Here is a 25,954-nt window from a genome sequence, read left to right on the forward strand (position 1 = left end):
TCAAGCCGACAATAAAGTCTCCCAACGCCTCAAGGCGGCCAAAGAGCTGCAAAGAAACGAAGAAAAAAAAGCGCGTCCCGAACATGTCGTTAACTTGATTAATGATGCTTTATGGCTGTTTGGCTTGGTTATCACCATTTATCTGGCCATTTCCCTGGCCAGCTTCAGCATGGACGACCCTGCATGGTCGCGCAGCGTTCCCAAAAGCAATGATGTTGCCAACCTCGGCGGCCTCTTTGGCTCCTATCTTTCCGATGTCGGATATTATTTGTTCGGCCTATCGTTTTGGTGGTGGATCGCCGCCTCTTGCGTTTTCCTCTACAAAAATTTCCGCCCCATGAAAAAGCAGGAAAACCACAAGCCCTACAATCACGGCGTAGCCGCTTTGGCATTGTTTCTCCTGCTGGTGTGCAGCCCGATTATCGAACATTTTCTGTTTGACAACGCATTGAGCGAATCCCTTCCCGTTGGCGCCGGCGGCTTGGTCGGCTTATTGGCCGGCTCAGGCCTGGCTTGGCTGTTGGGTAAGTCGGGCAGCCTGTTGATTATGCTCGTGATGTTGCTGTTGTCCATTTCCCTGTTGGCTCAGGTGTCATGGTTGGAAGTCATGGCCAAATCCGGCAGCCATATGGGCGGTCTGTTTGGCAATTTGATGAAAAAACTGTCTCAATTCCAAAATAAAAAAGAAGATGTCCGCACCGAAGCTTTGGAAACTCAAAATACGCGCCGCATGGTTAAAGAGGCCAAAACCATTACCGCCACTCCGGTTGCTCCGTTGGCAGGCAGCAGCAGCAACCGTAAAACTGTTGCCGTATCCGTTGCGCCGCCCCCTAAAATCCAAACTTCCCTGTTTGACGATACAGAACCTAAAAACAACGGCGAATACCACAAGCCCAACATAAACCTGTTGCGTATGCCGTCTGAAGAACCGGTTGCCGTCAATCCGGATGAATTGCAACAAACCGCAGAATTGATCGAAGCCAAGCTGGCTGAATTCGGCATCGGCGTACAGGTTGTTTCCGCTACTTCCGGCCCTGTGATTACCCGCTACGAAATCGAACCGGCACAAGGTGTCAAAGGCAGCCAAATTGTCGCGTTGTCCAAAGATTTGGCGCGCTCGATGTCCCTGCAAGCCGTACGCATTGTTGAGACCATTGCCGGTAAAAACACCATGGGCATTGAATTACCCAATGAGAAACGCCAAGACGTGATGTTGAGCGAAATCCTCTCTTCTCCCGTGTTTACCGACGCCAAGTCCAAACTGACCGTTGCTTTGGGTAAAGATATTGCAGGTACGCCTGTGGTTGGCGACTTAGCAAAAATGCCGCATCTTTTGGTTGCAGGTATGACCGGATCGGGTAAATCCGTCGGTGTGAACGGCATGATTATGTCCATGCTCTTCAAAGCCACGCCCGACGAAGTCCGCTTCATCATGATTGACCCGAAAATGCTGGAATTGAGCATTTATGACGGCATTCCGCACCTGCTATGCCCGGTTGTGACCGATATGCGCGAGGCAGGACAAGCGTTGAACTGGTGTGTTGCTGAAATGGAAAAACGTTATCGCCTGCTTTCCCATGCCGGTGTGCGTAATTTGGACGGTTTCAACCAAAAAGTCGAACAAGCCAAAGCAGCAGGCAAACCATTACTCAATCCGTTCAGCTTAAATCCTGATGATCCCGAGCCTCTGGAAAAACTGCCGTTGATTGTGGTCGTTATCGATGAGTTGGCTGACTTGATGATGACCGAACGCAAATCCGTTGAGCAGCAAATCGCACGCCTTGCCCAAAAAGCACGTGCTGCAGGCATTCACATGATTGTCGCCACCCAACGCCCAAGCGTTGATGTGGTTACCGGCCTGATTAAAGCCAACATTCCGACACGCATGGCCTTTACCGTACAAAGCAAAATCGACAGCCGCACCATTCTTGACCAAATGGGTGCGGACGAATTGCTCAAATACGGCGACTCATTATTCCTGCAACCGGGCAGCGCAGAACCAACACGCCTGCAAGGTGCGTTTGTTTCCGATGATGAAGTGCATCAGGTCGTCAATTTCGTCAAAGAACAGGCTCCAACCAATTATGTGGAAGGTCTGCTCAGTGGCGAAGCAGCCATCGAAACCACCAATATTGTCAATCCGAACGCAAACAGCGATGAGTTATTTGATCAAGCCGTCGCCTTCGTATTGGAAAGCCGGAAAACTTCCATTTCCGCACTCCAACGCCAATTACGCATCGGCTACAACCGAGCCGCTAATTTGGTAGATGCGCTTGAAAATGCCGGTGTTCTTTCTCCGGCAGACATCAACGGCAGCCGACGGATTCTGGCTCAAAAAGACCAGCTGTAAAAAACAACAATATCGAAACACAAAGGCCGTCTGAAAAGAATTTCCTACTTTTCAGACGGCCTTTTTATGTTATTCGTGAAACATTGTGTTATACTAAGCAACTAAATTTTGACCTTATGCACGCTTCCGAAATTCTTCGGAATACTGAGCAGAAGGATAACCGTTTAAACACAACAAATTTAAGGGCTTACGATGAGCGTAACTGTTGAAACTTTAGAAAATCTGGAACGCAAAGTAGTATTGTCTCTGCCTTGGTCCAAAATCAACGCAGAAACTGAGAAAAAACTGAAACAAACCCAACGCCGCGCAAAAATTGACGGCTTCCGTCCGGGTAAAGCACCGTTCAAAATGATTGCCCAAATGTACGGCGCAAGCGCACAAAACGACGTTATCAACGAATTGGTACAACGCGAATTCTACGAAGTTGCCGTTGCTCAAGAATTGAAAGTTGCCGGTTACCCGCGCTTTGAAGGCGTTGAAGAACAAGACGATCAAGAGTCTTTCAAAGTTGCCGCTATTTTTGAAGTTTTCCCTGAAGTAACTATTGGCGACCTGTCTGCCCAAGAAGTAGAAAAAGTTACTGCGACTGTTGGCGATGCCGAAGTTGACCAAACTGTAGAAATCCTGCGTAAACAACGCACCCGCTTCAACCATGTTGACCGCGAAGCCCAAAACGGCGATCGCGTCATCATTGACTTTGAAGGCAAAATCGACGGCGAGCCTTTCGCTGGTGGCGCATCTAAAAACTACGCTTTCGTATTGGGCGCAGGTCAAATGCTGCCTGAATTCGAGGCCGGTGTTGTCGGCATGAAAGCCGGTGAAAGCAAAGATGTTACCGTAAACTTCCCTGAAGACTACCACGGTAAAGATGTTGCCGGTAAATCTGCCGTATTCACCATCACTCTGAACAACGTTTCTGAAGCTACTTTGCCTGAAGTTGATGCAGACTTCGCTAAAGCTTTGGGTATTGAAGACGGCGACGTTGCCAAAATGCGCGAAGAAGTGAAGAAAAACGTTAGCCGCGAAGTTGAGCGCCGCATCGGTGAACAAACCAAAGAATCTGTAATGAACGCCCTGCTCAAAGCAGCCGATTTGCAAGTTCCTGTTGCTTTGGTCAACGAAGAAGCCGCCCGCTTGGCAAACGAAATGAAACAAAACTTCGTTAACCAAGGTATGGCTGACGCTGCAAACTTGGATCTGCCTTTGGATATGTTCAAAGAACAAGCAGAACGCCGCGTTTCTTTGGGTCTGATTCTGGCTAAATTGGTTGAAGAAAACAAACTTGAGCCAACTGAAGACCAAATCAAAGCTGTTGTTGCCAACTTCGCTGAAAGCTACGAAGATCCTCAAGAAGTTATCGACTGGTACTACGCAGAGCCTTCCCGCCTGCAAGGTCCGACTTCTTTGGCAGTAGAAAGCAACGTTGTTGATTTCGTTCTGAGCAAAGCTAAAGTAACTGAAAAAGCGCTGTCTTTTGACGAAGTAATGGGCGCACAAGCTTAATTGCTCCAAGACCGTCTGAAACAGACAATCAAAAGCACCGAAGCGCTTTAAATGCTTTGGTGCTTTTCCATCATTAACAGGAGACAAAAATGTCCTTCGATTTCAATAATTACCTTGTCCCTACCGTTATCGAACAAAGCGGTCGCGGCGAGCGCGCATTCGACATCTACTCACGCCTTTTGAAAGAGCGCATCGTTTTCTTGATCGGCCCGGTGACAGACGAATCTGCCAATCTGGTTGTTGCGCAATTACTGTTCTTGGAAAGCGAAAACCCAGATAAAGATATCTTCTTCTATATCAACTCTCCGGGCGGTTCGGTTACTGCCGGTATGTCGATTTACGACACTATGAACTTCATCAAGCCTCATGTTTCTACCTTATGCTTGGGTCAAGCGGCAAGTATGGGCGCATTCCTGTTGTCCGCAGGCGAAAAAGGCAAACGCTTTGCCCTGCCAAACAGCCGCATCATGATTCACCAACCGCTCATCAGCGGCGGCTTGGCTGGTCAGGCTTCCGATATTGAAATTCACGCTAAAGAGCTGCTGAAAATCAAAGAGAAACTGAACCGCTTACTCGCCAAACATTGTGATCGCGATTTGGCCGACTTGGAACGCGATACCGACCGCGACAATTATATGTCTGCCGATGAAGCTAAAGAATATGGTTTGATTGACCAAGTTTTGGAAAACCGCGCCTCTCTGCAAGCCTAATCTTTATAGTTTTTAAATCAAAAGGCCGTCTGAAAAATATATATTCAGACGGCCTTTCTTCAATCTTACTTCGTGTTGTCTTTGTTATTCACTTGAACCGGATACAGCAAAATCAAAGGATTGGCTTTCACTTGACTCCAGAAACTCTTCAGCAGATTACGCATACTGCCCAAACGCGTGCCTCGAGAGCGGAGCGCAACGGCCAAAGCTAAAGAAAAGCTGACCACCAGATTCACCATGCCGATTGCCAATACACTTGCCAAGCCAAGCATAAAAGTGAATATATCTGCATGACCGCTAATCGCGGCATAACCCAAATTTGCCGAAGAAAACGCCACATGGCGAATATCCAGCGGCAAGCCGAAAAGATGGCCAAAATAGCCGGTCATACCTAAAAGCATACCGAAAATAAAATTGCCCATAAGCGAGCCGTAATGCTTATGAATATAAGCGGCCAGAAGGCGGCGTGGCTGCGGGCGCATGATTTTTCGTAACAACGGATTAAACGGCAGACGCTGACGCAGGTTCAGATAATCGGAACGATTGTCAAAGAAGCCGGCAATAATCCCCGAACAAAACAACCATACTCCGGCAATAGCAGCGTACCATAAGGTCGGCTGGGTAAAAATCTCAATAGATTTAAGCTGGTAGGCTGTAACCGCCTCGTTTAATAAAGGCTGACCATGCGTGTAGGCATAACCCCAAGCGATCCCCGCCGCCAACAATACGGCAATCGATACATTGCCAAACACGGCAACACTTTGCGAACGGCACACATCAATCAGCAATTTTGCCAATTTGTTGTCCACCGCTTTACTGCCTTCATTTGAGTCCACCTGCTCGGCAAAGCTCGCCGCCGTCATGGCAGGCTGCTTAGTCGCAACGGTGCAGTGCAGCATATGAATCAGCATAAAGCCTAAGCCGTAGTTAAGTCCGGCAAGAAATGAAGTAGTAAACTCGCCGAATCCCAAAGACGCAATATGGATTTTATTCAATGCCATCAAAGCAATAATTACGCCGCCTCCTGCTGCGGAATAAAACATTTTGAAATATTCGCTACGGTTGCGCGTAATATAATGTTCGCCATGGTGGCTTTTGTTTTCCGTAATACTGCGTGCCAGCATTCGGATACTGCTTTTACGCAAGTGGCTGGTGCTGTATTGCTCTACTGCCGCGTAAATCATCGCATTCATCAGATTGATGGTTAAGCGGGTGCGGCTGCCGGTTTCAATTTGAATATTGGTCAACAGTTTCAGACGGCTGATAGTTTGCTGCAAACGCTCCAGCAAGTGCGCTACTTTAACTGATGAGCCAGATCCCGCTCCTGTACCACGACGACGCAGATACTCAATTTGCTTATCACACTGGTCAAACATGACCTCCAAGTGCGCCGTATCGTAAGTTTCTTCACTGTGGCGATAGTGTTCTACCAATTTTGCAATTTCACGTTGCAAAGCAACAAATGCCGAATCCGCCTCCAACAAACGGGGAGCAATCCGTATTAAATCCGGCTCAATCGCTTCGGAAGCAATCCAAATCGACAGCATTTCCACCGCTCGCAAACGGGCATCTGCCAACTGTCGGCTGGCCGTCTGAAGCAAAGCAGGATCTGCTTTGCCCTGCAACAATTCATACATGCTCAACCATTGGCGCAAACTCAGGGTTTGCAACCATTTATCATCGTTTTTCGAATGGAAAAGATACAAAAACACTTCGCGCAGATTGGAAAAATCTTTATAAGACGGGCTGAAACGTTCGTAAATCCGTATGCCCATCTCCCGAGTAAAACTATGGCGCGAGAAAATACCAAGCTTAATCAGCGCAGGATAGATGTGAACTTTGGACAGCCAGGCATAGAAGCGCAGGCTGAATTGACGGCATAAAGCATCATCTTGTTTTAAAGTAGATAAAATCAAATCGAAACGTTCGGAAGCCTGTTTTTTGCCTCCTCGGCGCAAAAATTTGATTAATGCATTGAGAATAAGAACAAAGTCGGTATCATTTAAGCGTTCCGACAAAATAATGTGAAGATTTTGATTAGTCAGTTTTTGCATTGTAGTATTATTACACAAAATGAGATATTTAGCAAGAACCTCGGCAAACAGGTCCGATTATATCGCATTCTTTGTCAACCTATGGTACAAGATTTTCAATTAATATTCTCTAAAATTCAATGAATAATCAAATTACATAACAAATATATGATGTGAATCAATAACTAAGAAAGGCCGTCTGAATTCTTTCAGACGGCCTTTTACAACAACATACTACATTGTTTTAACCTTATGCAAACAAGAGCTTACCACCCTCTTCTTTAACATGGATTGTGCTATCCGGTGCATATTTACCTTCAAGCAATGCTTTTGCCAGCGGGTTTTCGATTTCTGACTGAATGGCGCGTTTGAGTGGACGGGCACCATACACAGGGTCGAAACCGGCTTCGGCAATCAGATCCAAGGCAGCATCATCAACTTTCAGATGTAGATGTTGTGCTTCCAAACGTTTTTCCAAACCTTTAAGCTGGATTTTTGCAATACTGCGGATATTGGCCTGATCCAAACCATGGAACACGACTACTTCATCAATACGGTTGATCATTTCAGGACGGAAATGTTCTTTCACATCCTCCATCACAACTTCTTTCACCGCTTCGTAGTCCTGAGTACCCATTTGTTGGATATGTTGGCTACCAATATTGGAAGTCATCACGATAACGGTATTTTTGAAGTCTACGGTACGGCCTTGTCCGTCGGTCAAGCGGCCGTCATCCAATACTTGCAGCAAGATGTTGAATACGTCCGGATGGGCTTTTTCCACTTCGTCCAAAAGAATCACGCTGTACGGTTTGCGGCGGACTTGTTCAGTCAGGTAGCCGCCTTCTTCGTAGCCGACATAGCCGGGAGGCGCACCGATTAAGCGGGCAACAGCATGTTTTTCCATGTATTCGGACATATCGATACGAATCAGGTGATCTTCGCTGTCAAACAGGAAGCCTGCCAATGCCTTACACAATTCGGTCTTACCCACACCGGTCGGGCCTAAGAACAGGAAGCTGCCATAAGGTTTATTCGGATCGGCTAAACCGGAACGGCTACGGCGGATAGCGTCGGATACAGCACGCACGGCTTCATCTTGGCCGACCACACGGCGGTGCAATACTTCTTCCATCTTCAGCAGCTTGTCGCGTTCACCTTCCATCATTTTTGACACAGGGATGCCGGTCATACGAGAAACGATTTCGGCTACTTCATCTGCGCCGACTTCAGTACGGAAAAGTTTATTTTGTTTTTTGCCGTCAGGATTGCTTTCTGCCGCTTGCAACTGTGCGCTCAATTTAGGCAACTTACCGTATTCAAGCTCAGATGCACGGGCAAAATCGCCTTGGCGTTTAGCCTGCTCGATTTTGACTTTGATGTCGTCCATCTGTTTCTTGATGTCAGCTGTGCTGGATGATGCCGCTTTTTCGGCTTTCCAGATTTCATCCAAATCAGCGTATTCTTTTTGCAGTCCGTCGATTTCTTCGTCTATCAATTCCAGACGTTTTTTGCTGGCATCATCAGTTTCTTTGGCAACGTGCATTTTTTCCATTTTGAGCTGGATAATGCGACGGTCAAGTTTATCCATTTGCTCAGGTTTGCTGTCCAGCTCCATTTTGATGCGGCTGGCCGCTTCGTCGATCAAATCAATCGCTTTATCAGGCAGGAAGCGGTCGGTAATATAACGGTCGCTCAACTCCGCTGCGGCAACGATAGCAGGGTCAGTAATATCGATACCGTGGTGAATTTCATAACGCTCTTGCAAACCACGCAAAATAGCGATGGTATCTTCTACACTTGGCTCGCCAACCAATACTTTTTGGAAGCGGCGTTCGAGTGCCGCATCTTTTTCGATGTACTGACGGTATTCATCCAAAGTAGTCGCACCGATACAGTGCAATTCGCCGCGCGCCAAAGCCGGTTTCAACATATTGCCCGCATCCATTGCGCCGTCGGTTTTGCCTGCACCAACCAAAGTATGGATTTCGTCAATGAAAATCAAAGTGTTGCCGTCGTCTTTAGCTAAGTCGTTCAACACGCCTTTCAAGCGTTCTTCAAATTCGCCACGATATTTCGCGCCGGCAATCAAAGCCGCCAAGTCCAGAACCAAAAGGCGTTTGTTACGCAGGGATTCAGGTACTTCACCGTTGACGATACGTTGTGCCAAACCTTCAACAATCGCGGTTTTACCCACACCCGGCTCACCAATCAGCACAGGGTTGTTTTTGGTACGGCGTTGTAATACCTGAATCGCACGACGAATTTCATCATCACGACCGATAACGGGGTCGAGCTTACCGTCACGGGCGCGTTGAGTCAGATCAAGTGTGTATTTTTTCAAAGCATCGCGTTGGTCTTCAGCATTCGCATCGTTCACGTTTTGTCCTCCTCGTACCGCATCGATCGCGGCATTGATATTTTGTTCGGTCGCACCGGCTTCTTTCAAAATTTTGCCGGTCGCATCATTCTGCTGAACCAAAGCCAGCAGGAAAAGTTCGCTGGCGATATAGGCATCGCCACGTTTGGTTGCAGCCTTATCCATCAGGTTTAATACAGCTTGCAGCTCACGGCTAGGCATAATATCGCCACCTTGACCGGACACTTTCGGCAGGCTGTTTAAATGCTGCTGCAAACGCTGTTTCACTTGAGGCACATTCACACCTGCATGAGCCAGTAACGCAGCAGCACCGCTGTTTTGATCGTCAAGCAACGCTTTTAAGATAAAGCCGGCCTCAAGGTAGCTGCTGTCCGCAGCCAAAGCCAAACTTTGACCTTCTTGCAGAGCTTGCTGAAATTTGGCAGTCAATTTATCAAATCTCATTTTAAGTTCCTCTTCAAATATATTCTGTTAGAGCCTATATAAGCGCAAATGTGGATAACTCAAGAGCCATTTACTCATTAATCAATAATTTTTTACTATCTTATTGTTTTACAGTGTTTTATTTTTTAAATTTTATGTGTATAACTTTTATTATCCAGTTACCCTCTACTCAAAAGGCCGTCTGAAAAATCAAGAATAATCAGGTATAATCGGCACCATATTTATTTTCAGACGGCCTTTATGCCGAAGGATACTTTCATGAGCAAAAAACGAGTTTTAACAGGCGTTACCACAACAGGTATTCCACACTTGGGCAACTATGTCGGTGCCATCCGCCCGGCTATCCGCGCAGCGCAAGATTCCAATACCGAATCATTCCTCTTTTTGGCCGACTATCACGGCATCATCAAATGTCATGAGCCGGAAATGATTCATCAATCTACTCAAGCTGTTGCCGCCACATGGCTCGCCTGTGGACTCAATCCGGAACAGACCACTTTCTACCGTCAAAGCGATATTCCCGAAGTGATGGAGTTGAACTGGATTCTGACCTGTATCACTGCAAAAGGTCTGATGAACCGCGCCCACGCTTATAAAGCTGCAGTACAGGCAAATACCGAAAACGGTCAGGAAGATCCGGATCACGGCGTGGAAATGGGCCTGTACAGCTACCCTATCCTCATGACTGCCGACATTCTTATGTTCAATGCCCATGAAGTACCAGTCGGTCGCGACCAAATACAACACGTTGAAATGGCTCGCGATATTGCCGGTCGCTTTAACCACCGCTTCCAAGAGCTCTTCACCCTGCCTGAAGTAAAAATCGACGAAAATGTCGAACTCTTGGTCGGCTTGGACGGACGCAAAATGTCCAAATCCTACGGCAATACCATTCCGCTTTGGGAAAACGACAAGAAAACCCAAAAATCGGTTAACAAAATCATCACCAATATGAAAGAACCCGGCGAGCCGAAACAGACTGATGAAAGTCCTCTGTTTGAAATCTACAAAGCCTTCTCCACGCCGTCTGAAACTGCCGAGTTCACGCAAATGCTGGCCGAAGGCCTTGCTTGGGGTGAAGCCAAGAAACTCTTGGGCGCAAAAATCAATGCCGAGCTCGCAGAACCGCGCGAGCGCTACAATGAATTGACAGCCAAACCCTCTCAAATTGAAGACATTTTGCAGGCCGGCGCACAAAAAGCGCGTAAAGAAGCACGCGAATTGTTGGATAAAGTACGCGATGCAGTAGGTATTCGTCCGTTGAAATAATAGTAAGGCCGTCTGAATATTTCAGACGGCCACAATATCGTTTATCATTTGAAATATAATCGTTTTTCTAGGGTTTCTCATATGAAAAAAACCTTCCCCCTTATCTTGCTCAGCCTTTCATTGGCTGCCTGCGGCGGTAAATCTGAAGATACTGTAGCCAATGATGCTGCTTCAGGCAAAGCGCCCAAGCCTACCTTCAAAGTTAAATATATCGATGAACAAGCTATAGCCGGTTTGGATTTAGGTACAGCTCAAGACGGCGAAACGAAAGAAGGTAAGAAACAACGCACCTATCCGATTAACGGCATAGAGGGCGGTGTTATCAATCTGATTGGTAAGCACCCTACCGACTTAGAAGTCATCAGCGGCCAATGCATGGAAAAAAATGAAAAAGGCGTTTCAGCCGGCTGGTCAGCCAACGGAGTTTGCCACACTGCCTTTGCAAAAATGGTGGACAATATTGCCCAAGACGGCGGCAAACTGACCGACTATCTGATTTCACACGCTGCTTTGCAGCCTTATACCGAAGGCAAAAGCGGCTATGCCGCTGTACAAAACGGTCGCTATATTTTAGAAATTGACAGCGAAGGCATGTTCTATTTCCGTCGCCGTCATTACTAAAACCCTGCCCATCCTATTTTCCCCTGACACAAGGACTGAATCATGGCTCAAGTTACTTTCCAAGGCTCTCCTATTTCTACAAACGGCAATTTGCCTGCCATCGGTCAAGTTGCACCTGATTTCACATTGGTAGCAGCAGACCTATCTGAGAAATCATTGGCTGACTTTGCAGGCAAACGCAAAGTGCTGAATATTTTCCCCAGTATTGACACCGGCGTATGCGCCCAGTCCGTCCGCACTTTTAACAAACGTGCGTCATCTTTGGACAATACCGTCGTCTTGTGCATTTCTGCCGATTTACCGTTTGCACAAGCCCGTTTCTGCGGCGCAGAAGGTTTGGAAAATGTAGTGACACTTTCTACATTCCGCAGCAGCTTTTCTAACGATTACGGTGTTACACTGACAGAAAGCCCATTACGCGGCCTGACTGCCCGCGCAGTGGTGGTTTTGAATGAGCAAAACCAAGTTCTCCACGCTGAATTGGTTTCTGAAATTGCGAACGAGCCTGACTACGAAGCAGCCTTGGCTGTTTTGTAATTAACCAAATAAAATCAGGCCGTCTGAAAATTTTCAGACGGCCTTTAGATTATCTTCAAAATAAAAACGGTAGCCCAAAAGCTACCGTTTTCTGTTTCAAGCCTTATACAGATTTATCTGTTTTGCTTGCTTCTACTGACTCAGTATTCTGAACCTCATTTTGCTCAACAGGTTCAGCAGCTTCAGCAACAGGCGCTTCAGACTCTTCTACTTTGTCATCACGGACATTATGGCTGTAATCTTTAGGCGGACTAGGTTGTTTACCGGCCATAATTTCCAAAACTTGGTCCCGATCGATGGTTTCCCAATCCATCAGTGCTTTGCACATGGTTTCCATCTTATCGCGATTTTCATCCAAGATTTTGTAAGCCACTTGGTACTGCTCATCCAAAATACGGCGGATTTCCGCATCAATATCTTGTTGGGTTTTCTCAGAAATATTTTGAGAACGGGTTACGCTGCGACCCAAGAATACTTCACCTTCGTTCTCAGCATAAACCATCACCCCCATTTTGTCGCTCATACCATAACGCGTTACCATCTCGCGTGCCATTTGAGTTGCACGTTCGAAGTCGTTAGATGCACCGGTAGAAATACGGCCAACAAAAATATCTTCAGCAATACGACCACCAAATAAGATTGAGAGCTGGCTCTGCATTTGGTCTTTGTACATACTGATGCGGTCACGCTCAGGCAACTGCCAAGTCAAACCCAATGCACGACCACGAGGCATAATTGTTACTTTGTGAACCGGATCAGTAAACGGCAGGCTTTCCGCTACGATTGCATGACCGGCCTCATGATAGGCTGTCGCACGTTTTTCATCTTCGTGCATTACCATACTGCGACGCTCCGGACCCATGTAGATTTTGTCTTTAGCATCTTCAAAGTCGCTTTGATCGACTTTAACTTTATTACGACGGCCGGCAAACAAAGCAGCTTCATTGACTAAGTTTGCCAAATCTGCACCTGAAAAACCAGGTGTACCACGAGCCAAAGAAGTCAAATCTACAGATGCATCCAAAGGCACTTTTTTAGCGTGAACTTTCAAGATTTGCTCACGGCCACGAATATCAGGCAATGGAACAACGACTTGACGGTCAAAACGGCCCGGACGCTGTAACGCTGGGTCAAGTACATCAGGACGGTTGGTTGCTGCGATCACAATAACGGTTTGGTTGCTTTCAAAACCATCCATTTCAACCAACAATTGGTTCAACGTTTGCTCACGCTCATCATTGCCACCGCCCAAACCGGCACCACGCTGACGGCCGACAGCATCAATTTCATCGATAAAGATGATACATGGCGCGTTTTTCTTGGCCTGCTCGAACATATCGCGGACACGGCTCGCGCCGACACCGACAAACATTTCTACGAAGTCAGAACCTGAAATACTGAAGAATGGTACACCTGCCTCACCGGCAATCGCTTTGGCCAGCAATGTTTTACCCGTACCGGGGCTGCCTGCTAACAAAATACCGCGCGGCACACGACCGCCTAAGCTTTGATAACGATTGGGTGCTTTCAAATAATCTACGATTTCTTGCACTTCTTCTTTTGCCTCATCACAACCGGCAACATCGGCAAAAGTCACTTTATTGGAATCTTTATCCAACAAACGCGCACGGCTTTTACCAAAAGAGAAGGCACCGCCTTTACCGCCACCACCACTTTGCATGCGCATGAAGTAGAACCATGCACCAATCAACAACAAAACCGGCAGCAGGCTGTAAAACAGACTGGCCAGCATGCTTGGTTTTTCTTCCGGAGTTACTTTGACGCGTACTTTGTTGTCCAACAGTGTTTTAACCAAGTTGTCATCCAAAGGCGCATTGGTATAAAAGGCAGTTTTATCGGTGCGCTCACCTTTAATCAGATAGCCGCTGACAACAGATCCTTCGATATTGACATTGGATACTTCGCCACTATTAACTTGCTGAATAAATTGAGAATATTCGATTTGCTGTTTATCTTCCTGCTTATCGCTGAGTGCATTGAATGCTGCTAAAAGCATAGCACCACCCACTACCCAGACTAATATGTTTTTAATGGTATTCCCCACTGAACAGGCTCCATGGTTACAAAATAAATAAAATCAAGGGAAAGAATTTTAAAGCACCCACCCTACATTGTCAGCGTTTATTTTTGCCTAATAGGTAAATCTCACTGGAACGATTGCGGGAAGCATCCGGCTTTCGAGTTTGTACACTGGCAAAAATTTCGCGCATTGCCGCCGTATATTCCTGATAGCCCGCGCCTTGAAACACCTTCACCAAAAAACTGCCTCCGGGTTTCAAATGCTGCGAGGCAAAATCCAAAGCCAGTTCACACAGGTAAAAACTGCGTGCCTGGTCTGTTACGGCATTGCCTGACATATTGGGTGCCATATCACAGATTACAAGGTCTAGCGGACGATTATCCAATAAGGCTTCAAACTGCTCCAAAACAGCATCTTCCCTAAAGTCTCCCTGAATAAACGACACACCATCAATCGCATCCATCGGCAAAATATCCAAAGCAAAGACAGCCCCAGTTTTACCGACCAGCTTGGCTGCCATCTGCGACCAACTACCCGGTGCACTACCCAAATCCGCCAAGACAGTACCCGGCTTGATCAATTTATCTTTCTGATTGATTTCTAATAATTTATAAGCCGCTCTGGCACGATATCCGTCCTTTTGTGCCATATGGACATAATGATCGTTGACGTGCTCATGCAGCCATGCTTTCGAAGATTTTGAGCGTACAGCCATCTTGGTTTGAAATGCTTAAGTTAAAAACCAGTATTGTACGTTATTTCCCCCGTAAATGTTCTAAATCGCGTACAATATAGCCATTATTCTTTTTAATTGGATACTTATCAAAATGAGCGATAACAAACTAAGCACTAAAGAAATTTTGGCCTTGAAAGCCCAAGCACACCACCTCCATCCTGTTGTTATGGTTGGCCAACAAGGTTTGACTGACTCCGTCATTAAAGAAACCGACGCCGCATTGACAGCGCACGAATTGATTAAAGTCCGTGTTTTTGGCGATGACCGTGCAGAACGTATTGAAATTTGCAATGCCCTGTGTGAAACACTAGGTGCCCAACTGGTTCAACACATTGGTAAATTACTTGTTTTATGGCGTAAAAAACCGGACGAAGAGTAATTCGAACTGAACAAACAGCAGAAGTATTTTCTCAACCCACTTTATTCTATCTTCTGTTGTATTTATGCAGCATAAAACAATTTATTCCATTACTCTAAGTATAAAAATACAAATACGGTTGCCTATTTTTGTAAATAATCCCAAAATTACAAAATCATAACGGCCGCACCCTGTCGGCCGATTATTTTACCCTTGAATCCTTCATAAACATAAAAAACGATGAATGCTCAACAATATGAAGAATCTTTTCTTCTAGCAAAAAAATTAATTACTCAAGACCCGCCTGACTTTGCGCAAGCTATTCCATTGCTCTGCGAGGCAGCAGAGGCGGGACATATCGAGGCTGCATTTCAGCTGGCAGGATGCCTGTTTGAAAACCACGAAAACGAACAAGATTTGGCAATTGCAGTTGAATATTTAAAACAAGCGGCAAGAGCCGGTCATCCCTATGCCCGTTACAATCTTCTCCAATTACAAGAAAATAACGGCGCAGAAGTAGAAACGCTTATTTCAGTCTATCAAGAACTTGCCGAAGAAGGCTTGGTCCCGGCCCAGCTACGCCTGATGCGTTTATATGCGGATAGCGGCAACGAACAGCAAGCAGTCAAATGGGCATTGAAAGCTGCCGAGCAACAAAACCCTCAGGCGCAATATTTCTTAGCACAACACTACCAATACTCAAGCACCCCCGATTTAGAATATTCCCATACGCTCTACCAGCAATCTGCTGCACAGGGATTTATTGCGGCACACTGGCAACTCGGTCTTCAATACAAATTGGGGCAAGGTGTTGCACAAAACCCTGAAAAAGCAATCGAACATTTGCGTATTGCCGCCGATTACGACATTGTTCCAGCGCAAACTTCTCTTGCAGAACTCTTAGTCGCATCAAATCCTGCTGAAGCATTGGAATGGTTTGAAAAAGCTGCCGAACAAGGGGATAGCAATGCACATGTAGCACTTGCCGAAATCTATCTGCTAGGCAAAAACACCGAACGAGACCCTCAGAAGGCCTATCAGCACGCTAAATTTGCTGCTGATCAAAATGATCCGGAAGGTTTGCGCCTTTTAGGTGATATCTATCGCTACGGATTGGGACGAGCAGTTGATGCTGACACCGCACGCCAATATTATCAACGCTCGGCTGATTTAGGTAATCTTGCCGCTTACCAAAAACTTCTGTCTGACAGCGCATTGAATAACCAGCAAAACTATGAGCTAACCAAAGAAATCGCCCTCCAACGTCAGGAAGCCGAGCGTCTGTACAAGCTGGCATTTGCAGCGCACTATGGCTTAAAACGCAAACAGAATTACGCTGAAGCACTGGAGTTATACCATCAGTCCGCAGAACGTGGACACAGTAAATCCCAAACCAATCTAGGTATGATGTATTACTGCGGACAAGGCGTACCTGTCGACTACGGCCAAGCTGCAAAATGGTTTGAAGCAGCGGCCAAACAAAGAGACACGATGGCTCAATATAATCTTGCCTGCCTGTATTATCACGGCATGGGTGTAAAAAAAGACATCAACAATGCTTGCTTCTGGTTGCAAGAAGCCATCCAACATGGACATGAACAGCAAGACGTTCTCAAAGAGCTTCTGACTCAATGGAAGCAATTCTCTCAAAAAGGCTCTACTGATAATTAGAGGCCGTCTGAAATTCTAACTTCCTACATAAATGACATGTCAGCGCTAAAGTAGCCTGTACATGTCATTTTTTTCATTTACCCTTCCTCAACAATCGCCATCTTCAAATCCCATTTCTCCTTAATCTCTTTAGAGTCTTCAGACGGCCTATTCTCTTTGTAAAAAACCAGATAATCTAAATTTAATTTTCTATTTACAACAAAATTTGAAAAATATTTTTCGTATTCGAATAAACTTTCTCAAATATCTGATGCTTTTTTACTGTATCCACTCAATATCTCGATTTAAAAACAAGCTACATAACTCTTTTAAAAAATCTTAATTTCAACCTCTAAATCCTATCAATATCTACAGCACAATTTGCCAGTTTGCCCAATTACTGATAGCATTTGCAGGTTAGCTGGTTTGTAAAAAGTTCAATTCTTTCTGATTTTTTATCAACGGTTATAACGTATTGATAATATTTCAGTAATTAAAACTTTTTTCGAATTTAACTCTAGGAATTTTCGTTTTAAACTCACATTTGTTGATAAACGAAAATATCGGAGTAATACTCCGTCATTGAAAAACACTCAACACAAGGATAGATATTATGTCCACCCAATTACACGATGTTGACCCAATTGAAACCAAAGAATGGTTAGACGCGTTAAGCTCTGTTTTAGAATATGAAGGTAGCGAACGCGCCCAATACCTGCTGGAAAGTTTGGTCAAATACAGCCGTGACAAAGGCATCCGTATGCCTCACGGCACCACTACTCCATATTTGAACACCGTTTCCGTAGAAGACGAAAAAGGCATCCCTGGCGACCAAAACATCGAACACCGCATCCGTGCATTCGTTCGTTGGAACGCTGCCGCTATCGTTTTGCGCGCAGGTAAAAAAGATTTGGAATTGGGTGGACATATTGCATCTTTCCAATCAGCCGCCACTATGTACGAAGTCGGCTTCAACCACTTCTGGAAAGCTAAAGGCGAAGGCGAAGAAGGCGATCTGGTATTCTTCCAAGGCCACGTAGCCCCTGGTATCTACGCACGTGCGTTTGTTGAAGGCCGTCTGACTGAAGACCAGCTGAACAACTTCCGTCAAGAAGTTGGCGGTAAAGGTCTGCCTTCTTACCCTCACCCTCACCTGTTGCCTGACTTCTGGCAATTCCCAACCGTATCTATGGGTCTTGGCCCATTGATGGCAATTTACCAAGCACGCTTCCTGAAATACTTGGAATCTCGCGGTCTGGCTAAAACCAAAGGCCGTAAAGTATGGGTATTCTGTGGCGACGGTGAAATGGACGAACCTGAAAGCCAAGGTGCTATTGCTCTGGCTTCACGCGAAGGCTTGGACAACTTGGTATTCGTCATCAACTGTAACCTGCAACGTTTGGACGGCCCAGTACGCGGTAACGGCAAAATCATTCAAGAGCTGGAAGGCAACTTTGCCGGCGCCGGCTGGAATGTTGTGAAAGTCGTCTGGGGTCGTCGTTGGGACCGCCTCTTGGCAAAAGACAAAGATGGCATCCTGCGCAAACGTATGGAAGAGTGCTTGGACGGTGACTACCAAACTTACAAATCCAAAGACGGTGCATACGTTCGCGAACACTTCTTCAATACACCTGAACTGAAAGCATTGGTTGCCGATATGACCGATGATGAAATTTGGGCATTGAACCGCGGTGGTCATGACCCTCAAAAAGTGTACAACGCTTACGACCGCGCAGTAAACCACGCAGACGGCAAACCTACTGTCATTTTGGCTAAAACCATTAAAGGTTACGGCATGGGCGCATCTGGCGAAGGCCAAAACGTTGCCCACCAAGCCAAAAAAATGGACAAAGCGTCTCTGAAACAATTCCGTGACCGCTTTGACATTCCTGTTACCGACGAGCAAATCGACAGCGGCGACCTGCCTTACCTGACTTTTGCTCCTGACAGCGAAGAATACAAATATCTGCATGCACGCCGTGAAGCTTTAGGTGGCTACCTGCCTCAACGCAAACCTACCCAAGAAGTTCTGGAAGTGCCTGAGTTGTCAGCATTTGAGACTCAACTGAAATCCAGCGGTGACCGTGAATTCTCAACCACCATGGCTTTCGTCCGCATCCTGTCTACTTTGCTGAAAGACAAAAAAATCGGCAAACGCGTGGTGCCTATCGTTCCAGATGAAAGCCGTACGTTCGGTATGGAAGGTATGTTCCGTCAATACGGTATTTGGAACCCTAAAGGCCAACAATACACTCCTCAAGATAAAGACCAACTGATGTTCTATAAAGAATCTGTTGACGGTCAAATCTTGCAAGAAGGTATTAACGAACCAGGTGCTATGGCTGACTGGATTGCTGCTGCGACCAGCTACGCAAACAACGACTTTGCCATGATTCCTTTCTACATCTACTACTCTATGTTCGGTTTCCAACGCGTCGGCGACTTGGCATGGGCAGCAGGCGATATGCATGCACGCGGTTTCCTGCTGGGTGGTACAGCCGGCCGTACAACACTGAATGGCGAAGGTTTGCAACACGAAGACGGCCACAGCCACATTCAAGCAGACTTGATTCCAAACTGTGTAACTTACGATCCGACATTCCAATATGAAGTAGCCGTTATCGTACACGATGGCTTGCGCCGCATGTATGTTAACCACGAAGACATGTTCTACTACATCACCCTGATGAATGAAAACTACACCCATCCGGACATGCCTGAAGGCGTAGAACAAGACATCCTGAAAGGTATGTACTTGCTGAAAGCCGGCGGCAAAGGCGACAAAAAAGTCCAATTGATGGGTTCCGGTACCATCCTGCAAGAAGTCATTGCCGGTGCCGAATTGTTGAAAGCCGACTTCGGCGTAGAAGCAGACATCTGGTCTTGCCCATCATTCAACCAGCTGCACCGCGATGCCATCGAAGTGGAACGCTTCAATCGTCTGAACCCATTGGAAACTGCAAAAGTACCGTTTGTTACTTCTCAACTGCAAGGTCATGACGGTCCGGTTATTGCCGCTACCGACTACATCCGCAGCTATGCTGACCGCATCCGTGCCTACATCCCTAACGACTACCACGTCTTGGGTACTGACGGCTTCGGTCGCTCCGACAGCCGTGCCAACCTGCGCAGCTTCTTCGAAGTTGACCGCTACAACGTTGCCGTTGCTGCATTGAGCGCATTGGCTGAGCAAGGCAAAGTCAGCAAAGAAACCGTTCAACAAGCTATTGAAAAATATGGCATCAAGGCCGATTCAGCCCCTAGCTGGAAACGCTAATTGATGTTTCAGACGGCCTGTTTGCTTCATTCAGACATCAGGCCGTCTGAAAATCGAATACTTGAATGGTTTAACAAACTGTACCGATGCCGTGCGAAACAGTTTTCAGACGGCATCAAACTGAAAATATTAAAGGAACTCAAATGAGTATCGTAGAAATCAAAGTCCCTGATATCGGCGGTCATGAAAACGTCGACATCATCGCCGTAGAAGTTAAAGTAGGCGACACTATTGCCGTTGACGACACCCTGATTACTTTGGAAACCGACAAAGCCACTATGGACGTACCTGCTGATGCAGCCGGCGTCGTGAAAGAAGTTAAAGTTAAAGTGGGCGATAAAATCTCTGAAGGCGGCGTTATTCTGACCGTTGAAACCGGTGCTGCCGCTGCTGATGCCGCTCCGACCCCTGCAACAGAAGCTCCTGCTGCTCCAGCTGCTGCGCCTGCAGCCGCTCCTGCCGGTGGTGCTACTGTACAAGTTGTTGTACCTGATATCGGCGGCCACTCTGACGTAGACGTTATTGCCGTTGAAATTAAAGTTGGCGACACTGTTGCCGTTGATGACACCCTGATTACGTTGGAAACCGACAAAGCCACTATGGACGTACCATGTACAGAAGCCGGTGTTGTTAAAGCCGTATTTGTAAAAGTTGGCGACAAAGTATCTGAAGGTTCTGCCATTATCGAAGTAGAAACCGCCGGTTCCGCCGCAGCTGCTCCTGCTCCTGCCGCTCAAGCTGCCGCACCTGCACCAGCCGCTGCTCCGGCTCCTGCTGCTCCCGCACCAGCCGCTACGCCTGCTCCAGCTGCACCTGCAGCTGCCAAAATTGACGAAGCTGCTTTTGCCAAAGCCCATGCAGGTCCTTCCGCACGTAAACTGGCGCGCGAATTGGGTGTAGATTTGGGTCAAGTTAAAGGTACCGGTCTGAAAGGCCGTATCATGGGCGAAGACGTTAAAGCCTTCGTTAAATCCGTTATGCAAAGCGGTGCAGGCAAACCTGCCGCTGCCTCTTTGGGCGGTGGTCTGGACTTGTTGCCATGGCCTAAAGTTGACTTCTCTAAATTCGGCAGCGTCGAAGTTAAAGAACTGTCTCGCATTAAGAAAATCTCTGGTCAAAACCTGTCTCGCAACTGGGTTGTGATTCCTCACGTTACCGTACACGAGGAAGCGGATATGACCGAATTGGAAGAATTCCGCAAACAGCTGAACAAAGAATGGGAACGCGAAGGCGTGAAACTGTCTCCATTGGCCTTCATCATTAAAGCCTCTGTTGCTGCACTGAAAGCCTTCCCTGAATTCAACGCCTCTTTGGATGGCGACAACTTGGTGCTGAAAAACTACTTCAACATCGGTTTCGCAGCAGACACGCCAAACGGCTTGGTTGTTCCAGTAATCAAAGACGTGGATCAAAAAGGCTTGAAACAAATCAGCCAAGAGCTGACCGAATTGTCTAAAAAAGCCCGCGAAGGCAAGCTCAAACCACAAGAAATGCAAGGCGCATGCTTTACCATTTCCAGCTTGGGCGGTATCGGCGGTACAGGCTTCACGCCAATCGTGAATGCTCCTGAAGTTGCCATCTTGGGCGTGTGCAAATCCCAAATTAAACCGGTTTGGAACGGCAAAGAATTCGCTCCTCGCCTGATGTGCCCATTGAGCCTGTCCTTCGACCACCGCGTCATCGACGGTGCCGCCGGTATGCGCTTTACCGTATTCCTGGCTAACCTGTTGAAAGACTTCCGCCGCATTACTCTGTAATCCGAGCATTTTCAGACGGCCTTTTTACTCAGGCCGTCTGAAAAAAGAAGTCCGAACATCATTCAGAAAGATTAGACATGAGCTTAGTTGAATTAAAAGTGCCCGACATTGGCGGTCACGAAAACGTAGATATTATTGCGGTTGAAGTAAATGTAGGCGACACCATTGCTGTGGACGATACCCTGATTACTTTGGAAACCGATAAAGCCACTATGGACGTACCTGCCGAAGTTGCAGGTGTCGTTAAAGAAGTTAAAGTTAAAGTCGGCGATAAAATCTCCGAAGGCGGCTTGATTGCAGTCGTTGAAGCCGAAGGTGCGGCTGCCGCTCCTAAAGCCGAAGCACCAGCTGCTCCTGCGCAAGAAGCACCTAAAGCAGCCGCTCCTGCTCCTCAAGCTGCTCAATTCGGCGGTTCTGCCGATGCCGAATACGACGTAGTTGTATTGGGTGGCGGCCCTGGCGGTTATTCTGCTGCATTTGCCGCTGCTGACGAAGGCTTGAAAGTTGCCATCGTCGAGCGTTACAAAACTTTGGGCGGCGTTTGCTTGAACGTTGGCTGTATCCCTTCCAAAGCCCTGTTGCACAATGCTGCCGTTATCGATGAAGTGCGTCACTTGGCTGCCAACGGTATCAAATACCCAGAGCCTGAACTCGATATCGACATGCTGCGTGCTTACAAAGACGGCGTGGTTTCCCGTTTGACTACCGGTTTGGCAGGCATGGCCAAAGGCCGTAAAGTAGACGTTATCCAAGGCGACGGCCAATTCTTAGATCCGCACCACTTGGAAGTGTCGCTGACTACCGGCGACGTGTACGAGCAAGCGACTCCTACCGGCGAGAAAAAAATCGTTGCCTTCAAAAACTGTATCATTGCAGCAGGTAGCCGCGTAACCAAACTGCCTTTCATTCCTGAAGATCCACGCATCATCGATTCCAGCGGTGCACTGGCTCTGAAAGAAGTACCAGGCAAACTGTTGATCATCGGCGGTGGTATTATCGGTCTCGAAATGGGTACGGTTTACAGCACTTTGGGGTCTCGCCTGGATGTTGTTGAAATGATGGACGGCCTGATGCAAGGCGCAGACCGCGACTTGGTTAAAGTATGGCAAAAACAAAACGAATACCGTTTTGACAACATCATGATCAACACCAAAACTGTTGCTGTTGAGCCTAAAGAAGACGGCGTTTACGTTACTTTTGAAGGTGCAAATGCGCCTAAAGAGCCACAACGTTACGATGCCGTATTGGTGGCTGCCGGTCGTGCGCCTAACGGCAAACTCATCAGCGCCGAAAAAGCAGGCGTTGCTGTAACTGACCGCGGCTTCATCGAAGTGGACAAACAAATGCGCACCAACGTGCCGCACATCTACGCTATCGGCGACATCGTCGGTCAACCAATGTTGGCACACAAAGCCGTTCACGAAGGTCACGTTGCCGCTGAAAACTGTGCCGGCCACAAAGCCTACTTCGACGCACGCGTTATTCCGGGTGTTGCTTACACTTCTCCTGAAGTGGCATGGGTTGGCGAAACCGAGTTGTCTGCCAAAGCTTCCGGCCGCAAAATTACCAAAGCCAACTTCCCATGGGCTGCTTCCGGCCGTGCGATTGCCAACGGTTGCGACAATGGTTTCACCAAGCTGATTTTTGATGCTGAAACCGGCCGCATCATCGGTGGCGGTATCGTTGGTCCTAACGGCGGCGATATGATCGGCGAAGTCTGCTTGGCGATTGAAATGGGCTGTGATGCAGCCGATATCGGTAAAACCATCCACCCACACCCAACCCTGGGCGAATCCATCGGTATGGCTGCGGAAGTGGCATTGGGCGTATGTACCGACCTGCCTGCTCAGAAAAAGAAATAAGTTCACTCAAATAAAATTTGAACGAACTTGATGGAACAAAGGCCGTCTGAATGTTTCAGACGGCCTTTTCTCAAATAAGGAGAATTAATATGAAAAAAATCGAAGCCATTATCAAACCTTTTAAACTCGACGATGTGCGCGAAGTCTTGACCGAAATCGGCATTACCGGCATGACTGTCAGCGAAGTTAAAGGCTTCGGCCGCCAAAAAGGTCATACGGAAATTTATCGCGGCGCAGAATACGCGGTTGATTTCCTGCCCAAAGTAAAAATCGAATTGGTATTAGCTGACGACAAAGTCGATCAGGCTGTTGATGCCATTTTGGAAACCGCACATTCCGGCAAAATCGGTGACGGTAAAATCTTCATTTATCCGGTTGAAGAAGCTATCCGTATCCGTACCGGTGAACGCTCGGAAGCAGCGCTTTAATAGAAATCGCAAAATACAGAATGCAAATGCCGTCTGAAAATAAGTCGTAGCGTGGTTTGCTCAGGACTTATTTTTCAAACGGCATTAATTGAATACCCCCTATTTTCTAAAGTCTATCCAAGTAAACCTATTATCGAAAACCTCACGCTATCAAGCATGGAGGAGTTCGAGGCAATGCTTCACCTGACCTTCGTGAACGACTTTACCGTATCAAATAACTCTTTCCAAAGTAGTGCTTACCCAATCCCATACTTGTAAAACCTCAATGCCCTCCTTTTAAAATCAAATTCCTCGTATTTTTTTCCTATTCTTATTGTTGCCTAACTTTTCAGACGACCCCTTTCTTTATCCAAACTCCGTTATAATGACGGCTTTAAAATTAATTTATCCAAAGACAGTCTTATCATGAAACACATCCACATTATCGGTATCGGCGGCACATTTATGGGCGGTGTAGCGGCTATTGCCAAAGAAGCAGGTTTTAAAGTCAGCGGTTGCGACGCTAAGATGTATCCGCCGATGAGTACCCAGCTCGAAGCCTTGGGCATTGACGTACACGAAGGCTTTGATGCCGCTCAATTAGACAAATTTAAAGCCGATATTTACGTTATCGGTAATGTTGCCAAACGCGGCATGGATGTGATTGAAGCCATTTTGAACAAAGGCCTGCCTTATACTTCCGGCCCGCAATGGCTTGCTGAAAACGTATTGCACCGGCACTGGGTACTCGGCGTAGCAGGGACACACGGCAAAACGACCACAGCCTCCATGCTGGCATGGGTCTTGGAATATGCCGGCCTTGCGCCAGGCTTCCTCATCGGCGGCGTACCGGAAAACTTCAGCGTTTCCGCCCGCCTGCCGCAAACGCCGCGCCAAGACCCGAACAGCAAATCGCCGTTTTTCGTTATCGAAGCCGATGAATACGATACTGCCTTTTTCGACAAACGTTCCAAATTCGTACACTACCGTCCGCGTACCGCCATTTTGAACAATTTAGAATTCGACCACGCCGACATTTTTGCCGATTTGGGCGCCATTCAAACCCAATTCCATCATTTGGTACGCACCGTGCCGTCTGAAGGCCTCATCGTCTGCAACGGCCAACAACAAAGCCTGCAAGATACTCTAGACAAAGGCTGCTGGACGCCCGTAGAAAAATTTGGTACCGAACAAGGCTGGCAGGTTGGTACCGTCCATGCCGACGGCTCGTTTGACGTATGCCATCATGGCGAAACGGTCGGACACGTCGCTTGGGAACTGATGGGCGAACACAACCGCATGAACGCCCTCGCCGTTATCGCTGCCGCGCGTCATGCCGGCGTCGATATTCAGACGGCCTGCGAAGCCTTGAGCGCGTTTAAAAACGTCAAACGCCGCATGGAAATTAAAGGCACGGTAAACGGCATCACTGTTTACGACGACTTTGCCCACCACCCAACCGCCATCGAAACCACCATCGAAGGTCTGCGCCAGCGCGTTGGTAATGCCCGCATCCTCGCCGTCCTCGAGCCGCGCTCCAACACCATGAAACTCGGCACCATGAAAGCCGCCCTGCCCGCAAGCCTCAAAGGTGCCGACCAAGTGTTCTGCTACGCCGGCGGTGTGGACTGGAACGTCGCCGAAGCCCTCGCGCCTTTAGGCGACAAGCTACACGTCGGCAAAGACTTCGATGCCTTCGTTGCCGAAATCATGAAAAATGCCGAAGCAGGCGACCATATTTTGGTCATGAGCAACGGCGGTTTCGGCGGAATTCACGGAAAACTGCTGGAAGCCTTGAAATAAGCCTTCTCCAATAACCAAGGCCGTCTGAAAAGTTTTCAGACGGCCTTTTATCATATGCCAATTTAAAATCTATATTTACGAAAAATGTTTTGGTAATACCCAAATAACACTCATCTATTATTTGCCCATACATACTTGCTCAAGACCATTTTTCCATTATGCATTGCCAATCCTCCCCAAAATCTGATAATAATACAGACAACATCTAAGCCGTAC

Annotated in this window: 16 protein-coding genes and 1 pseudogene; 13 read left to right on the top strand and 4 right to left on the bottom strand. The window is 47.2% G+C overall.

The window, feature by feature from the left end:
* Positions 1 to 10 precede the first annotated feature (10 nt).
* From ACTHS4_RS01890 to clpP, 3 genes and pseudogenes are all read left to right on the top strand, one after another.
* Positions 11 to 2,350, top strand: a pseudogene (locus tag ACTHS4_RS01890) (DNA translocase FtsK); the annotation flags it as partial.
* 192 nt (positions 2,351 to 2,542) lie between these two features.
* Complete coding sequence (gene tig, locus ACTHS4_RS01895) at positions 2,543 to 3,853, top strand: trigger factor (RefSeq protein ID WP_070826251.1); 1,311 nt, start codon at positions 2,543 to 2,545, stop codon at positions 3,851 to 3,853.
* A gap of 89 nt (positions 3,854 to 3,942) precedes the next feature.
* Complete coding sequence (gene clpP, locus ACTHS4_RS01900; protein ID WP_003683589.1) at positions 3,943 to 4,563, top strand: ATP-dependent Clp endopeptidase proteolytic subunit ClpP; 621 nt, start codon at positions 3,943 to 3,945, stop codon at positions 4,561 to 4,563.
* A gap of 65 nt (positions 4,564 to 4,628) precedes the next feature.
* On the opposite strand, the gene ACTHS4_RS01905 is transcribed toward clpP, so the two are convergent.
* Together ACTHS4_RS01905 and clpB are read right to left on the bottom strand one after the other, a co-directional pair.
* Complete coding sequence (locus ACTHS4_RS01905) at positions 4,629 to 6,617, bottom strand: site-specific recombinase (RefSeq protein ID WP_070826250.1); 1,989 nt, start codon at positions 6,615 to 6,617, stop codon at positions 4,629 to 4,631.
* Between the two features lie 229 nt (positions 6,618 to 6,846).
* On the bottom strand, positions 6,847 to 9,420 hold the full coding sequence (gene clpB / locus ACTHS4_RS01910; RefSeq protein WP_070826249.1) for an ATP-dependent chaperone ClpB: 2,574 nt from the start codon (positions 9,418 to 9,420) through the stop codon (positions 6,847 to 6,849).
* Positions 9,421 to 9,678: 258 nt separating this feature from the next.
* On the opposite strand from clpB, the gene trpS reads away from it, so the two are divergent.
* The 3 genes from trpS (at position 9,679) to tpx (ending at position 11,847) form a co-directional block, all read left to right on the top strand.
* Entirely contained in the window at positions 9,679 to 10,689 is a 1,011-nt protein-coding gene (gene trpS, locus ACTHS4_RS01915; protein WP_070826248.1) for a tryptophan--tRNA ligase, read from the top strand.
* A gap of 81 nt (positions 10,690 to 10,770) precedes the next feature.
* On the top strand, positions 10,771 to 11,310 hold the full coding sequence (locus ACTHS4_RS01920) for a hypothetical protein (RefSeq protein ID WP_070826247.1): 540 nt from the start codon (positions 10,771 to 10,773) through the stop codon (positions 11,308 to 11,310).
* Between the two features lie 42 nt (positions 11,311 to 11,352).
* Entirely contained in the window at positions 11,353 to 11,847 is a 495-nt protein-coding gene (gene tpx, locus ACTHS4_RS01925; protein WP_003679194.1) for a thiol peroxidase, read from the top strand.
* 103 nt (positions 11,848 to 11,950) lie between these two features.
* On the opposite strand, the gene ftsH is transcribed toward tpx, so the two are convergent.
* Complete coding sequence (ftsH, locus tag ACTHS4_RS01930) at positions 11,951 to 13,912, bottom strand: ATP-dependent zinc metalloprotease FtsH (protein ID WP_070826246.1); 1,962 nt, start codon at positions 13,910 to 13,912, stop codon at positions 11,951 to 11,953.
* 70 nt (positions 13,913 to 13,982) lie between these two features.
* The gene (gene rlmE, locus ACTHS4_RS01935; protein WP_070826245.1) at positions 13,983 to 14,603 is read right to left on the bottom strand and encodes a 23S rRNA (uridine(2552)-2'-O)-methyltransferase RlmE; all 621 of its coding nucleotides are present in this window, start codon (positions 14,601 to 14,603) and stop codon (positions 13,983 to 13,985) included.
* A gap of 112 nt (positions 14,604 to 14,715) precedes the next feature.
* Here rlmE and yhbY point away from each other — a divergent pair, with 112 nt between their 5' ends.
* From yhbY to mpl, 7 genes are all read left to right on the top strand, one after another.
* Complete coding sequence (gene yhbY, locus ACTHS4_RS01940; protein ID WP_049323205.1) at positions 14,716 to 15,003, top strand: ribosome assembly RNA-binding protein YhbY; 288 nt, start codon at positions 14,716 to 14,718, stop codon at positions 15,001 to 15,003.
* 219 nt (positions 15,004 to 15,222) lie between these two features.
* On the top strand, positions 15,223 to 16,653 hold the full coding sequence (locus tag ACTHS4_RS01945; protein ID WP_440365446.1) for a tetratricopeptide repeat protein: 1,431 nt from the start codon (positions 15,223 to 15,225) through the stop codon (positions 16,651 to 16,653).
* 592 nt (positions 16,654 to 17,245) lie between these two features.
* Positions 17,246 to 19,909, top strand: a complete 2,664-nt coding sequence (aceE, locus tag ACTHS4_RS01950) for a pyruvate dehydrogenase (acetyl-transferring), homodimeric type (protein WP_440365447.1) — start codon at positions 17,246 to 17,248, stop codon at positions 19,907 to 19,909.
* Positions 19,910 to 20,052: 143 nt separating this feature from the next.
* The gene (gene aceF / locus ACTHS4_RS01955) at positions 20,053 to 21,666 is read left to right on the top strand and encodes a dihydrolipoyllysine-residue acetyltransferase (protein ID WP_440365448.1); all 1,614 of its coding nucleotides are present in this window, start codon (positions 20,053 to 20,055) and stop codon (positions 21,664 to 21,666) included.
* Positions 21,667 to 21,743: 77 nt separating this feature from the next.
* Positions 21,744 to 23,528, top strand: a complete 1,785-nt coding sequence (gene lpdA, locus ACTHS4_RS01960; RefSeq protein WP_049344805.1) for a dihydrolipoyl dehydrogenase — start codon at positions 21,744 to 21,746, stop codon at positions 23,526 to 23,528.
* Between the two features lie 89 nt (positions 23,529 to 23,617).
* Positions 23,618 to 23,956, top strand: coding sequence for a P-II family nitrogen regulator (locus ACTHS4_RS01965; RefSeq protein ID WP_063069030.1), 339 nt, complete (start codon positions 23,618 to 23,620; stop codon positions 23,954 to 23,956).
* Positions 23,957 to 24,361: 405 nt separating this feature from the next.
* Positions 24,362 to 25,738 carry a UDP-N-acetylmuramate:L-alanyl-gamma-D-glutamyl-meso-diaminopimelate ligase gene (gene mpl, locus ACTHS4_RS01970; RefSeq protein ID WP_314273030.1) on the top strand — a complete coding sequence of 459 codons (1,377 nt, stop codon included), beginning with the start codon at positions 24,362 to 24,364 and terminating at the stop codon, positions 25,736 to 25,738.
* The last annotated feature ends 216 nt before the right edge of the window (positions 25,739 to 25,954 follow it).

Origin of the sequence: Neisseria sp. P0014.S009, from assembly GCF_051958155.1 — a bacterium.
Taxonomy (GTDB): domain Bacteria; phylum Pseudomonadota; class Gammaproteobacteria; order Burkholderiales; family Neisseriaceae; genus Neisseria; species Neisseria flavescens_C.